Origin of the sequence: Streptomyces canus, from assembly GCF_030816965.1 — a bacterium.
Taxonomy (GTDB): domain Bacteria; phylum Actinomycetota; class Actinomycetes; order Streptomycetales; family Streptomycetaceae; genus Streptomyces; species Streptomyces canus_E.
Genome location: NZ_JAUSYQ010000002.1, coordinates 4,705,459 through 4,718,038, shown reverse-complemented (window position 1 = coordinate 4,718,038; position 12,580 = coordinate 4,705,459). Strand labels below are relative to the sequence as shown.

The 12,580-nt window shown below is 71.0% G+C and carries 14 protein-coding genes; 3 read left to right on the top strand and 11 right to left on the bottom strand.

Going from position 1 to position 12,580, the window contains the following annotated elements; translation table 11 throughout:
- Nucleotides 1–36 precede the first annotated feature (36 nt).
- Nucleotides 37–813: a phosphate ABC transporter ATP-binding protein PstB gene (gene pstB / locus QF027_RS22615; protein WP_306979390.1), complete on the top strand. Its 777-nt coding sequence runs from the start codon at nucleotides 37–39 to the stop codon at nucleotides 811–813.
- Nucleotides 814–916: 103 nt separating this feature from the next.
- Here pstB and QF027_RS22610 read toward each other — a convergent pair whose 3' ends face one another.
- Both QF027_RS22610 and QF027_RS22605 read right to left on the bottom strand, forming a co-directional pair.
- The gene (locus tag QF027_RS22610; RefSeq protein WP_306979392.1) at nucleotides 917–1,915 is read right to left on the bottom strand and encodes an inorganic phosphate transporter; all 999 of its coding nucleotides are present in this window, start codon (nucleotides 1,913–1,915) and stop codon (nucleotides 917–919) included.
- A gap of 8 nt (nucleotides 1,916–1,923) precedes the next feature.
- A complete protein-coding gene (locus tag QF027_RS22605) occupies nucleotides 1,924–2,544 on the bottom strand; it encodes a DUF47 domain-containing protein (protein WP_030043659.1) in 621 nt (206 codons plus the stop codon).
- Nucleotides 2,545–2,745: 201 nt separating this feature from the next.
- On the opposite strand from QF027_RS22605, the gene QF027_RS22600 reads away from it, so the two are divergent.
- Complete coding sequence (locus tag QF027_RS22600) at nucleotides 2,746–3,084, top strand: metal-sensitive transcriptional regulator (protein ID WP_306979395.1); 339 nt, start codon at nucleotides 2,746–2,748, stop codon at nucleotides 3,082–3,084.
- 35 nt (nucleotides 3,085–3,119) lie between these two features.
- Here QF027_RS22600 and QF027_RS22595 read toward each other — a convergent pair whose 3' ends face one another.
- The 9 genes from QF027_RS22595 to QF027_RS22555 form a co-directional block, all read right to left on the bottom strand.
- Nucleotides 3,120–3,296, bottom strand: coding sequence for a hypothetical protein (locus tag QF027_RS22595; protein ID WP_167363066.1), 177 nt, complete (start codon nucleotides 3,294–3,296; stop codon nucleotides 3,120–3,122).
- A 98-nt stretch (nucleotides 3,297–3,394) separates the two neighbouring features.
- Nucleotides 3,395–4,225 (bottom strand): hypothetical protein, encoded by an 831-nt coding sequence (locus QF027_RS22590; protein WP_306979399.1) that lies wholly within the window; start codon nucleotides 4,223–4,225, stop codon nucleotides 3,395–3,397.
- A 314-nt stretch (nucleotides 4,226–4,539) separates the two neighbouring features.
- Nucleotides 4,540–4,965: an NUDIX hydrolase gene (locus QF027_RS22585; RefSeq protein ID WP_307076610.1), complete on the bottom strand. Its 426-nt coding sequence runs from the start codon at nucleotides 4,963–4,965 to the stop codon at nucleotides 4,540–4,542.
- Between the two features lie 17 nt (nucleotides 4,966–4,982).
- Entirely contained in the window at nucleotides 4,983–6,047 is a 1,065-nt protein-coding gene (locus QF027_RS22580; protein ID WP_307076607.1) for a CHAD domain-containing protein, read from the bottom strand.
- Nucleotides 6,028–8,262: an RNA degradosome polyphosphate kinase gene (locus QF027_RS22575; RefSeq protein WP_306979405.1), complete on the bottom strand. Its 2,235-nt coding sequence runs from the start codon at nucleotides 8,260–8,262 to the stop codon at nucleotides 6,028–6,030. Before QF027_RS22575 ends, QF027_RS22580 begins: the two co-directional genes overlap by 20 nt.
- A gap of 276 nt (nucleotides 8,263–8,538) precedes the next feature.
- On the bottom strand, nucleotides 8,539–9,366 hold the full coding sequence (locus QF027_RS22570; RefSeq protein WP_307076605.1) for a hypothetical protein: 828 nt from the start codon (nucleotides 9,364–9,366) through the stop codon (nucleotides 8,539–8,541).
- Nucleotides 9,363–10,292, bottom strand: a complete 930-nt coding sequence (locus QF027_RS22565) for a hypothetical protein (protein WP_307076603.1) — start codon at nucleotides 10,290–10,292, stop codon at nucleotides 9,363–9,365. The genes QF027_RS22570 and QF027_RS22565 overlap by 4 nt, the downstream gene beginning before the upstream one ends.
- A complete protein-coding gene (locus QF027_RS22560; RefSeq protein ID WP_307076601.1) occupies nucleotides 10,289–11,203 on the bottom strand; it encodes an ABC transporter ATP-binding protein in 915 nt (304 codons plus the stop codon). Before QF027_RS22560 ends, QF027_RS22565 begins: the two co-directional genes overlap by 4 nt.
- Nucleotides 11,200–11,586 carry a GntR family transcriptional regulator gene (locus QF027_RS22555; RefSeq protein ID WP_059206816.1) on the bottom strand — a complete coding sequence of 129 codons (387 nt, stop codon included), beginning with the start codon at nucleotides 11,584–11,586 and terminating at the stop codon, nucleotides 11,200–11,202. Before QF027_RS22555 ends, QF027_RS22560 begins: the two co-directional genes overlap by 4 nt.
- Nucleotides 11,587–11,697: 111 nt before the next feature.
- On the opposite strand from QF027_RS22555, the gene QF027_RS22550 reads away from it, so the two are divergent.
- Complete coding sequence (locus QF027_RS22550; RefSeq protein WP_307076599.1) at nucleotides 11,698–12,249, top strand: RNA polymerase sigma factor; 552 nt, start codon at nucleotides 11,698–11,700, stop codon at nucleotides 12,247–12,249.
- Nucleotides 12,250–12,580 lie beyond the last annotated feature (331 nt).

Genomic DNA, 12,580 nt, shown 5'->3' with positions numbered 1-12,580 from the left:
CGCGACCCCAGCGACTGATCTGGAAGTGAAGTAGTCATGGCCAAGCGAATCGACGTAAGCGGGCTCACCGCCTACTACGGCTCCCACAAGGCGATCGAGGACATCTCGATGACGGTCGAGCCGCGCTCGGTGACGGCCTTCATCGGCCCCTCCGGCTGCGGCAAGTCGACGTTCCTGCGCACCCTCAACCGGATGCACGAGGTCACCTCGGGCGGCCGGGTCGAGGGCAAGGTGCTCCTGGACGACGAGGACCTGTACGGCCACGGCATCGACCCCGTGTCCGTCCGCCGTGAGGTGGGAATGGTCTTCCAGCGCCCGAACCCGTTCCCCACGATGTCGATCTTCGACAACGTGGCGGCGGGCCTGCGCCTGAACGGCTCGTACAAGAAGAGCGAGCTGTCGGAGGTCGTCGAGAAGTCCCTCAAGGGCGCGAACCTCTGGAACGAGGTCAAGGACCGTCTGAACAAGCCGGGTTCGGGTCTCTCCGGTGGTCAGCAGCAGCGTCTGTGCATCGCCCGCGCGATCGCGGTGGAGCCCAACGTCCTCCTCATGGACGAGCCCTGCTCGGCCCTGGACCCGATCTCCACCCTCGCCATCGAGGACCTGATCGGTGAGCTGAAGGAGCGCTTCACGATCGTCATCGTGACGCACAACATGCAGCAGGCGGCGCGTGTCTCCGACCGTACGGCCTTCTTCAACCTGGCCGCCGTCGGCCGGCCCGGCAAGCTGATCGAGATCGACGAGACGGAGCGGATCTTCTCCAACCCGTCGGTCCAGGCCACGGAGGACTACATCTCCGGCCGCTTCGGCTGAGCCGACACCGACCCCTCGCGGTGCTGCATGGCGGTGCCACCGCGAGGACACAGAGGGCCCGCCCCCGGAATCCGGGGGCGGGCCCGTGTTACGTGCGCGGCTCCTACAGGAACGCCAGGCTCACGATCCAGAAGGCGCCGGCGGCCACGATCGCCGCCGCCGGCATGGTGATGAACCAGCCGAGGACGATGTTCTTGGCGACGCCCCAGCGGACCGCGTTGACGCGCTTGGTGGCGCCGACGCCCATGATCGCCGAGGTGATGACGTGGGTCGTCGAGACCGGCGCCTTGAACAGGTAGGCGGTGGTGAACATGATCGCCGCACCGGTCGTCTCCGCGGCGAAACCCTGCGGCGGATCGAGCTCGATGATCTTCCGGCCCAGGGTGCGCATGATGCGCCAGCCGCCCGCGTACGTGCCCAGCGACAGCATCACCGCGCAGGCGATCTTCACCCAGACCGGGATCGCGTCGCCGTACGTCTTGTGGCCGGAGATCACGAGGGCCATCACCACGACACCCATGGTCTTCTGGGCGTCCTGGAGGCCGTGACCGAGGGCCATACCGGCCGCGGACACGGTCTGCGCGATCCGGAAACCCCGCTTCGCCTTGTGCGGGTTGGCCCGCCGGAAGATCCACATGATCGCGGTCATCACCAGGTAACCGGCGATCAGGCCGACGACCGGCGAGAGGAACATCGGGATGACGACCTTGTCGAGCACACCGTTCCAGATCACTTCGGTGCCGCCCGCCAGCGCGGCCCCCACCATGCCCCCGAACAGCGCGTGCGAGGACGAGGAGGGCAGCCCGAAGTACCAGGTGACGAGGTTCCAGACGATCGCGCCGACCAGTGCCGCGAAGAGGATCCCCATCCCCTTCGAGCCCTGCGGCGTCTCGATCAGGCCCTCACTGACGGTCTTGGCGACCCCGGAGCCGAGGAAGGCTCCTGCCAGGTTCATGACCGCCGCCATGGCCAACGCGGCCCGGGGGGTCAGCGCCCGCGTCGACACCGAGGTCGCGATCGCGTTCGCCGAGTCGTGAAAGCCGTTGGTGTACGTGAAGAAGAGCGCGACCAGGATGGTCACGACCAGAGCGAAGGTGTCCATGGAAGAGGTCAGGACTCCTTGACGGCGATGGTCTCCACCGTGTTCGCCACATGCTCGAACGCGTCCGCGGCCTCTTCGAGGACGTCCACGATCTGCTTGAGCTTGAGGACTTCGATGGCCTCGTACTTGCCGTTGAAGAGCATGGCGAGCAGCTTGCGGTGGATCTGGTCCGCCTGGTTCTCCAGCCGGTTGACCTCGATCCAGTACTCGGTGAGGTTGTCCATGGTCCGCAGGTTCGGCATGGCCTCGGCCGTGAGCTCGGCGGCCCGCGCGAGCACCTCGATCTGCTGCTCGACGCCCTTGGGGAGCTCCTCGACGTTGTAGAGGACGACCAGGTCGACGGCCTCCTCCATGAAGTCCATGATGTCGTCGAGGGAGGACGCCAGGTTGTAGATGTCCTCGCGGTCGAACGGCGTGATGAACGAGGAGTTCAACTGGTGGAAGATCGCGTGAGTGGCGTCGTCACCGGCGTGTTCAGCGGCCCGCATACGCTCTGCGATCTCGGCCCGGCCGGCGGTGTCCGCGCCGAGCAGTTCCATCAGGAGCTTCGAGCCCGTGACGATGTTGTCCGCGGAGGCGGCGAACATGTCGTAGAAGCTCGTCTCCCTGGGGGTCAGACGAAAGCGCACAAGGGGTCCTCGGGGTGCATCGGTTTCGGTCAGGCTGATGCTAAGTGCATCATCCGGCCACGGCTAATGGGGCCGTCCCCCAGTGTCGCCCATCAGGCACAGTGGTTGGCACGGGGGCCGTCCGCAGGCCCTATACCCGGGAAAATTCGGTACGATATACCCAGGAGGGGTATAAGAATGCCCCTTGTTGTGGAGGACGCGATGACGACGACCGACACCGGCGCCCCGGCGCCCTCCGAGGCAGTGGCCGAAAACGTCACGCACGGCTACCACAAGCAGAAGGACGAACACCTCAAGCGCCTGCGGCGGATCGAGGGCCAGATCCGTGGCCTGCAGCGGATGGTCGACGAGGACATCTACTGCATCGACATACTCACGCAGGTCTCCGCCTCCACCAAGGCCCTGCAGTCCTTCGCCCTGCAGCTCCTGGAGGAACACCTGCGGCACTGCGTCGCGGACGCTGCCGTCCAGGGCGGCGCCGAGATCGACGCGAAGGTCGAGGAGGCCACGAAGGCCATCGGCCGGCTGCTGCGGACCTGAACCGGCCTTCCCTGCGACGGGACGGGCGCCCCGGCTCACTTGCCGGGGGCGCTCGCGCGTTCTTCGGCCACTTTCAGCACCTCGTCGATGCTCTCCAGGCTGAGCCGGTCGTCCGCGGCCGACGCCGCGATGATCAGCTCTCCGCACAGTTCGATCTCGGCGAGGGCCACGTGGTCCTGCACCGCCGTACCGCCGACCGGAGCCACGCGCATCACCTCTTCTCTGCCGTTACCGACTTCCTAGAGTAGGGAGCGGCATACACACCGCGCATGGCACGGACGGGCTAGTCCTTGACGCCCGTCACGGCCGCTCACCCCTCGGAGATCTCGCCGGCGTAGATGTCCCGGGCGGCCGGCAGACGTACGTCCGTGGCGATCCCGAAGTCGTACAGGAGGGTCGTCGAGGCGACCGCGACGGTGCCCTGCTGCCGGCTGTTGACGAAGCTGAAGCGGTGGCGGATCTTGCGGATGCGGCCCTGGTCGTCGAGGTAGACGTCGAAGGGCACCGCGGCCGTGGCGAACCCTTTCGCCGCCGCTGCCAGGACACCCTGGTTGGCGCCGGAGGCGCCCTTCGCCGCGGCGGCGAGGTCCGCCGTACCCCGGTAGTGCCGCACCTCGGTCCCCGCGAGCTCGGTCGTGCCGACGTACGTCGCCGTCCTGGTGCCGCGCAGCACCTCGGCGGCGGCGAACGGATCGGTGGCCCCGCCGGTGACGAGGTTGCCGTCGGAGAGGGTCGCGGTGTCGACGCGCACCCATTTGTCGGCGGGCACCCCCGCGCCCCGGTTCTTCATGAACAGCGCGCCGGGGGCGAGGAGTTCGGTGATCGGCCGGTGCTCGCTGGTGCCGGCCGGGTCCTGCGGCAGCATCACCTTCAGCCGCCCGAGCCGCTCGCGGTAGTCGTACACGCCCTCGCCGCGGATGGTGACCCGGGTGCCGCCGGTGGCCATCTCCATCGACGTGCTCGCCTTCGAACTGCCCGCGTCCTCAAGGGCGTCGGCGGCCCGGCGCAGGGTCCCGACCGGGTCGGCCGCGCGCGCGTCGTCGAGCGTGGCGCCGCTGCCCGAGCAACTGGTGGCGCAGGCGATGAGCACCGCCGCGACGACGACCGACCCGCCGGCCTGCCTCTGCTGCCGCTCCGTCATCGCCGCCTGCCCCCAGCCGATACGTCCGTCAAGGACCCCCTGTCGTTTCGCCTAACGACGGGCAGGAGGGGGTCGTCACGCGCATACCAGGCCTTTACCCGCGGTGGGTAACGTTGTCGGCGTGGCGCAGCAGGACAGGATCCCCCCACCTCCCTCCGACCGACCGGCCCACCACACGCAGATGGTCGAACAAGGCCGTTTCTGCCTGGCCCGGTGCACCTGCGGCTGGCGCGGACCGGCGCGCAGAGCCCGCAGCCAGGCACGGGCGGACGCGGAGGGGCACGCACCGGTCTGAGAGCCGCCCCCGCAAGGCCCTACGTGCGTTCGAGCACCCGCACCAGGAGCTCGTCGACGAGTGACCTGTCCCGGGGCTGGGTCAGCCGGTTCCTCGCGGCCGCCGGGGAGAGCCAGAGGATGCGGTCGACCTCGTCGTTCGGAGCGAAGGCGCCGGTGGTGGCCTCGGCCGCCCAGTAACGGACCTGCTTGGGGCGGCCGTTGGCGTAGTACTTCGCGGCGGAGAGCGGGACGCCGGGTGCGGCCCGGTACCCGGTCTCCTCCTCCACCTCGCGCAGCGCGCCGGTGAGGGCGTCCTCGCCGCGCTTCAGCTTGCCTTTGGGGTGCGACCAGTCGTCGTATTTCGGCCTGTGGACCAGGCAGACCTCCAGCTCGCCGTCGATCGGGGAGCGGCGCCACAGCACGCAGCCGGCCGCCTGTACGGGGGGTTGCGGGGTCTCGGTCACGGGAGTCGCTGCCTCCTTCAGGTGCTGACGGCCTGTTTCTGCCAGCACTGCTGGAACGCGAACCGGGCCGCCTCCACCTCGTGGCGCTGGTCGGCGTGCAGAACGCCGAGGGCGTAGGCGGTGGCCGGGGCGATGCGGGGGGTGCGGGCCGCTGCCGCGGCGGCGGCCGCGGCCTCCGAGGCGTCGCGGTGGCGGTCCAGGGCCTCACCTGCCGTCAGGAGCCGTAGCTCCACCGGGGGGTTGGCGCCGCAGAGGACCTCCCGCGCGTATCGGTGCAGGCGAAGGAGGAGGCGGACCTGGTGCCAGGGGGCGTCCTGGGGGTGGGGAGAGGGGTCCGGGGAGAGGCCGTGGATGAGGGCTTCGGCGTTGTAGGGATGGCCCGCGGTGACCAGGGGGAGGGAGGTCACCGCGTCCTCGAGGCGTTCCTGGGCCGTGGTGGCCATGGGCTGGAGGTCGGTGGTGACGGCTGTTTTCGTCAGGGGGACTTCGCTTGCCAGTAAGGCGATGTTGTCGGCGACCGCGTGGAACCGGGAGGAGCCGAGGGCCTGGAGGGCGGTGCTGTGGGCTCGGGTGCGGGCGAGGGTGAGCCGGCGGTCGAGGAGGGCGCCTGCTTTCGCGGCGCCCACGGTCAGGTTGCCGCGGTCCGGGGCGGGCACCGGGTGGTCGGGGGAGCCGGCGGTGACCACCGGGGCACTCGCCGGCTGCGTCGGAAACACCGCCCCCGACAGCCTGTGCAGGGCCAGCAACAGGCGTTCCAGACGGGACTCGTACGCGTGCTCCATGCCCAAGGTCCCTGACAGCCAGGCCAGTTCGGGGCGGAGGGACTCCGACCAGTCGGGGTCCAGGAGCGGGCGGAAGGTATGGAGGCTGGCGCTGATGCGGCGGACCGAGCGGCGCAGGGCCCGGGCCGCGGCGACGGGGTCCTCCGCGCCCGCCGCCGAGGCACCGCCGGACTCCCGGTGCTGGCGCAGGGCGCGGAGGAACTGCGTGGCCTGGGACCGCAGGTAGCCCGCGAGGGCGTCCCCGGTGATCCCGACGTGCCCGGCCAGCGGATCCGTCGGTTCAAGGTGTTGCTGTGCCACGCCGGCGCCTCCGGGCGTCTATGAGCATCTCCTGGACGTTGCGCAGGGGCTGGCCGTCCGCATCCGTGGCGTGCCGGGTCCACTCGCCGTCCGGGCCGAGATGCCAGGACGCGGTGGTGTCGGACATGCCGGTCTCCAGCAGCCGGTTGAGGGCCGCCCGGTGGGCCGGGTCGGTGACCCGGACCAGGGCCTCTATCCGGCGGTCGAGGTTGCGGTGCATCATGTCGGCGCTGCCGATCCACATCTCGGGCTCGCCGCCGTTGCCGAAGCCGAAGACCCGGGAGTGTTCGAGGAACCGGCCGAGGATCGAGCGGACCCGGATGTTCTCGGACATGCCGGCGACGCCGGGGCGGATCGCGCAGATGCCGCGCACCCAGACGTCGACCGGCACACCCGCCTGGGACGCGCGGTAGAGCGAGTCGATGAGCGCCTCGTCCACCATGGAGTTGACCTTGATGCGGATGAAGGCGGGACGCCCTGCGCGGTGGTGCTGGACTTCCTTGTTCACGCGGGAAATGAGGCCGTCGCGAAGGGACTTGGGCGCCACGAGGAGTCGGCGGTAGGTCTCGCGACGGGAGTAGCCGGACAGCCGGTTGAACAGGTCGGAGAGGTCCGCGCCCACCTGCGGGTCGGCGGTGAGCAGGCCAAGGTCCTCGTAGAGCCGTGCGGTCTTCGGGTGGTAGTTGCCGGTGCCGACGTGGCTGTACCGCCGGAGCGTGTCGCCCTCCTGACGGACCACCAGGGACAGTTTGCAGTGGGTCTTCAGGCCGACCAGACCGTAGACGACATGGCAGCCCGCCTCCTCCAGCTTGCGCGCCCACTTGATGTTGGCGTGCTCGTCGAAGCGGGCCTTGATCTCGACCAGGACGAGGACCTGCTTGCCGGCCTCGGCGGCGTCGATGAGGGCGTCGACGATCGGGGAGTCGCCCGACGTGCGGTACAGGGTCTGCTTGATGGCCAGGACGTCCGGGTCGTCGGCCGCCTGCTGGAGGAAGGCCTGGACGGAGGTCGAGAAGGAGTCGTAGGGGTGGTGCAGCAGGACATCTCGGGCGCGCAGGGAAGCGAAGATGTCGGGCGCGGACGCCGATTCGACCTCCGCCAGGTCGCGGTGGACGCCGGCGACGAACTTGCGGTACTTCAGCTCGGGGCGGTCGAGGCCCGCGATGCGGAAGAGGCCGGTGAGGTCGAGGGGGCCGGGGAGCGGGTAGACCTCCGCCTCGGAGATCTTCAGCTCGCGCACCAGCAGGTCGAGGACCTCGCGGTCGATGGACTCCTCGACCTCCAGGCGCACCGGCGGGCCGAAGCGGCGCCGCATGAGCTCCTTCTCCAGGGCCTGGAGGAGGTTCTCGGCGTCGTCCTCCTCGACCTCCAGGTCCTCGTTGCGGGTGACCCGGAAGGTGTGGTGCTCCAGCACTTCCATGCCCGGGAACAGCTCCTCCAGGTGGGCCGCGATGACGTCCTCGATGGGGACGTAGCGGCCGGGGGAGGACTCCAGGAAGCGGGACAGCAGCGGCGGGACCTTGACCCGGGCGAAGTGGCGCTTGCCGTTGACCGGGTTGCGCACGATCACGGCCAGGTTCAGCGACAGGCCGGAGATGTACGGGAAGGGGTGCGCCGGGTCGACCGCGAGGGGGGTCAGGACCGGGAAGATCTGGTGCCGGAACAGGGTGAAGAGGCGGGCCTGCTCCTTCTCCTGGAGTTCGCTCCAGCGGACCAGGTGGATGCCCTCTTCGGCCAGGGCGGGGGCGACGTCCTCGTGGTAGCAGGCGGCGTGCCGGGCCATCAGCTCGCGGGAGCGGGCCCAGATCATCTCCAGGACCTCGCGCGGCTGCAGGCCGGAGGCGGAGCGGGTGGCGACGCCGGTGGCGATACGGCGCTTCAGACCGGCCACCCGGACCATGAAGAACTCGTCCAGGTTGCTGGCGAAGATCGCGAGGAAGTTCGCGCGCTCCAGCATGGGGGTGTTCGGGTCCTCGGCGAGTTCCAGGACACGTTCGTTGAACGCGAGCCAGCTGCGCTCCCGGTCGAGGAAACGACCCTGCGGGAGCTGGGCGGCCCCGTCGACCGGGACCTCCTCGTACGCGTCGAGATCGGCGTCGAGGTCTGGCTCCAGATCGGAGACGGTGGCCGACACGGTGTGCGGGCGGTGCGCGGCTATGGAGCCCACGGAGGGCTGCACGTGCTGGACCTCTGCCTGGGTGTTCGACTGGCTCATGACCCCATTCTTCCGCGCCGGAAGCCAAACGGGCGCGTCGGAGGCGGCGAGCGGGAGCACGACGGCGACCGGGGCGTCCCCGTTCCCCGCGGATCCCTCGGGTGGCGGCGAAGGCTCTGGCACGGCGGGCTTCATTCGGTGAGGGTCGCAAGCCCGTCTGAACCAATGGTTACGGCGACATGGCGTTCGGGATATCGGAGGACGGCTCCCGAGCGTCCGCACCCCTGAACCGCACGTCCTTCCCGCTGCCGGGGGACGTGCGGTTCAGGGGCGTTCTCAGGCGGTACGGCGGCGCAGTACCCGGAAGGCGGCGGTGGTCGCGAGCGCGGTGACGGTGAGGACGACGCCGGTCTCGACGAGGTGCAGGGGCCAGAAGTGGGACGCGGGGTGGTAGCCGCCGCTCCGGGTCTGCCACAGGCCGGCGGACGCCTTGGCGCCGCCCGCCGTCGGCCAGAAGTCCTCGCGGTACCGCTCGACACACTGGTTGAGCACGATCATCACGGTGACCGCGACCGCGAGGGCGGGCAGGGAGCGTCGTAGGAGCAGCGCGGCGAGCGTGCCGACCGCCAGTGCGCACAGGCCGTACGCCACCACGGCCGGGCCGCGTGCGGCGAACACGTCCGGGAAGGACCAGTCGTCGCCCATCAGGTCCCGGTGCGCCGACCAGGCCCAGCGGTAGACGGGGACGAACACGGCGCCGGCGAGGACGATCAGCCCGGCGGGCACGGCGAGCTTGACGGCCAGCCAGCGGGTGGGCGTGCAGGACTGCGTCCAGGCCAGTCGCGCGGTGCCCGACTCCAGTTCACGGCCGATCAGCGCGCCGCCCGCCCAGGCGGCCACGGCCCAGAAGCTGTAGTACATGAACGTACTGATCCAGCCCATGGGCTCGGTGTAGTCGCGCCAGGCCCCGACACCGCACAGGCCCGGGCCGTCGTCGGGGCAGGCGGCCAGGGCCGCGTGGACCGAGTCGGCGGTGACCTCGGTCAGCCAGACCAGGTAGCCGACGGAGGCGAGGACGAAGACGCCCCACGCCACCAGGGCCGTGCGGTGCAGCCGCAGCACGGTCCGGGTGAGCCCCTGCCGGTGGAGCGTCGGGGTGCTCATCCGGTGGCTGCCCGCCTGCGCAGGATGCCGAACGCGAGGGCGACGGCCACGGCGGTGAGGGCGAGCAGGACACCGGTCTCCAGGAGCTGGCGGGGCCAGTAGTCGGGGGACGGCAGGTACTCGCGGGTGAAACGGACGACGTCGTGCTTCGCGAGGCAGGCCTTGTCGACGTAGCAGCCCGGGTCGCGGATCTCGGTGCCGGCGGAGGTGATCGCCCGGCTGCGCGAGCTGAGCTCGGGCTGCTGGTAGCGGCCCTGGAAGGGCCAGTGGTTGCCGCGGAAGGCGTAGACCAGGAAGTACGCGAACCCGCTGAAGGCGAGGGCGGGCAGGGTGCGGCGGGCGGTGAGGCCGATCAGGGCGCCGAGGGCGAGACCGAGCAGTGGTGCGGCGACGGTGGCCGGGCCGAGGGAGAAGTAGAGGGAGCGGGGGGCGATGCCGGCGATGAGCAGGTCGCTGTGGGTGGACCACAGCTGCTGGTACAGGACGGTCAGCAGGGTGGTGCCGAGGACGATGAAGGCCGCGGGGACGGCCAGCGCGGTGGCGAGCCAGCGTGCCGGGGAGACCGACTGGGTCCAGGCGAGCTGTGCCGTGCCGCTCTCCAGTTCGCGGGCGATCAGCGGGCCGCCGGCGAACAGGGCGATGGCGAAGGAGGCCACGGTGATCAGGGTGTCGGGGTAGTAGAACAGGTCGCTGAACTCGGTCGCGGGGCTGTCGGCCATGAGCAGCCCGGCGTACCCGTAGACGGCGAGCTTCCGCTGTGCGGGCTCGGCGCCGGGACCGAGGAGCCAGAGCAGGAAGCCCGCGGTGGCGGTCACGAAGGCGAGCCAGATCCACAGGGCGCCGCGGTGCAGGCGCAGGACGGTGCGGACCAGGCCGCGCGGTGTGCGCGCGGAAGCGGGGGGCGCTTCGAGGACGGCGGCGCTCATGCGGACACCGCCTCGGGTGCCGTGGTGCTCGGGGTGAGCAGGGCCGGGGCCTCGGGGGCGCGGAGATGGGCGAGCAGCAGTTCCTCCAGCGAGGGCTCCTCGGTCGCCCAGCCCTCGCCGACCGGACCGTTGCGGCGGATCAGGGCGGTCAGACCGCGGCCGGCGGTACGGGACTCGATCACCGTGTGCGGGGACAGGTCGGCGGGTGTGCCGCGGCCGGTGACCAGGGTGTGGGCGGCGAGCAGGTCGTCGATGCCGCCGCCGAGCCGGACCCGGCCGCCGCCCAGGAGCAGCAGGTGGTCGCAGGCGTCGGCGAGCTCGGCGACGATGTGCGAGGACATCAGCACGGTGGTGCCGCGCTCGGCGGCGTCCGCCATCAGGGTGCCCATCAGCTCGTGCCGGGCGAGCGGGTCGAGGTCGGCCATCGGCTCGTCGAGGAGCATCAGGTCGGGCCGCTTGCCGAGGGCGAGGGCGAGCGCGACCCGGGTGCGCTGGCCGCCGGAGAGCCCGCGGATCCGGGACTTCGGGTCAAGGTCGCCCTGTTCGACGATCCGGGCGGCGCGGGCGGCGTCCCAGCGGGACGGGTTGAGCTCGGCGCCCATGCGCAGGGTCTCGGCGATGGTCAGCTGGGGGTACAGCGGCTTGTTCTGGGCGAGGTAGGCGATCCGGTCGCGGGCCTCGCCGGGCGCCCCGCCGAGGACGGTGAGCGTGCCGGCGGTGTGGTGCAGCAGGCCGGCGGCTATCGCCAGGAGGGTGGACTTTCCGGCGCCGTTGGGGCCGACCAGCGCGCTGATGCGGCCGGTGGGCAGCCGGAAGGAGCAGCCGTCGAGGGCGGCGGCCCGCCTGCCGTACCGCTTGCCCAGGCCGGACGCCTCCAGGGCGACGGCCGGGGTGGTGCTGGTGGAACTCACTGGTCCCCCTTCGGGAAGTGCTCATCGAGTACGGCCGTGAAGAACGCGTCGACGTCCTCGCGCCCGAGGCCCGCGGACCGGGCGCGCTTCGCCCAGTCGTCGAGCTCGGCGCGCAGGGGCGTGTCGGCCGTGTGGGCGCCGAGCGTCCTGCGGACGAAGGTGCCGAGGCCTCGGCGGGCCTCGACCAGGCCCTCGCGCTCGAGTTCGCGGTATGCCTTGAGCACGGTGTTCGGATTGATGGCGGTGGCCTCCACGACCTCGCGGGCGGTGGGGAGCTTGTCGCCTGGTTCGAGCAGGCCCAGTCGTAGGGCCTGCTTGGTCTGCTGGACGATCTGCACGTAGGTGGCGACGCCGGAGCGCCGGTCGATGCGGTACTCGACCACGCGGACAACCACCCTTTCACTAATTGAGTAGTGAAAGGGTGGTTGAAGGGGGTCGTGAAAGTCAAGCGTGATGGTGTGAACCGGTCGGCGGGGGTCGTCCGATGAAGGGGCGTGAGGGAAACGGAAAGCGACGGGGATCTGCTGCGGGCCATCGCGGCGGACGGGGACCGGCGTGCCTTCGAGGAGCTGTACCGGCGGTACGCGCCCTGGCTGCTCGCGCGGCTGCGGGGGCGGTGCGCGGACGCGGCCCTGGTCGACGACGTCGTGCAGGAGACGTTCCTCGCGGTGTGGCGGGGGACCGCGCGCTACCGCGAGGAGGGGTACTCCGATGACGCAGCGGGGTGGCTGTGGCGGATCGGCTCGCGCCGGCTGATCGACGCGCTGCGTGGTGACGGGGCGCGGGGGCGGCTCAGGCAGGCCCTGTCCCGCCTGCGGCACCGGGACGAGGCGTCCGCGGAGGAACGCGTGCTCGCGGGGGTGGAGCACGGGGACCTCGCAGGTGCCCTCGTCCGGCTGTCACCGGAGCTGCGGGCGGTCCTTCAGGCAACGGTCATCGACGGCCTGACCACCCGCGAGGCCGCCGTCCTGCTGGGCATCCCGCCCGGCACGGTCAAGACCCGGGCGATGCGGGCCCGCAAGCAGCTGAGGGAGGCACTGACGTGAGCACGGACGAACGAACGCGGGCCGCTGCGCGGGGCTTGGCGCGGCGGATGGTCCTTGGGGACGGAGCGTGGGTGTCGGGGCGGCGGATGGTCCTTGGGGCTGGAGTGCGGGTTCCGGGGCGGCGGACGGTGGCTGCCGCCGCGGCGCAGGGCTTGGGGCGGCGGACGGTGGCTGGGGCCGGAGTGCAGGGCCCGGGACTGCGGACGGTGGCGCGGGCCGGAGCGTGGGTTCTGGGACTGCGGACGGTGGCTGCCGCCGCGGCGCAGGGCTTGGGGCGGCGGACGGTGCCTGCGGCCGGAGTGCAGGGCTTGGGACGGCGGACGATGGCGCG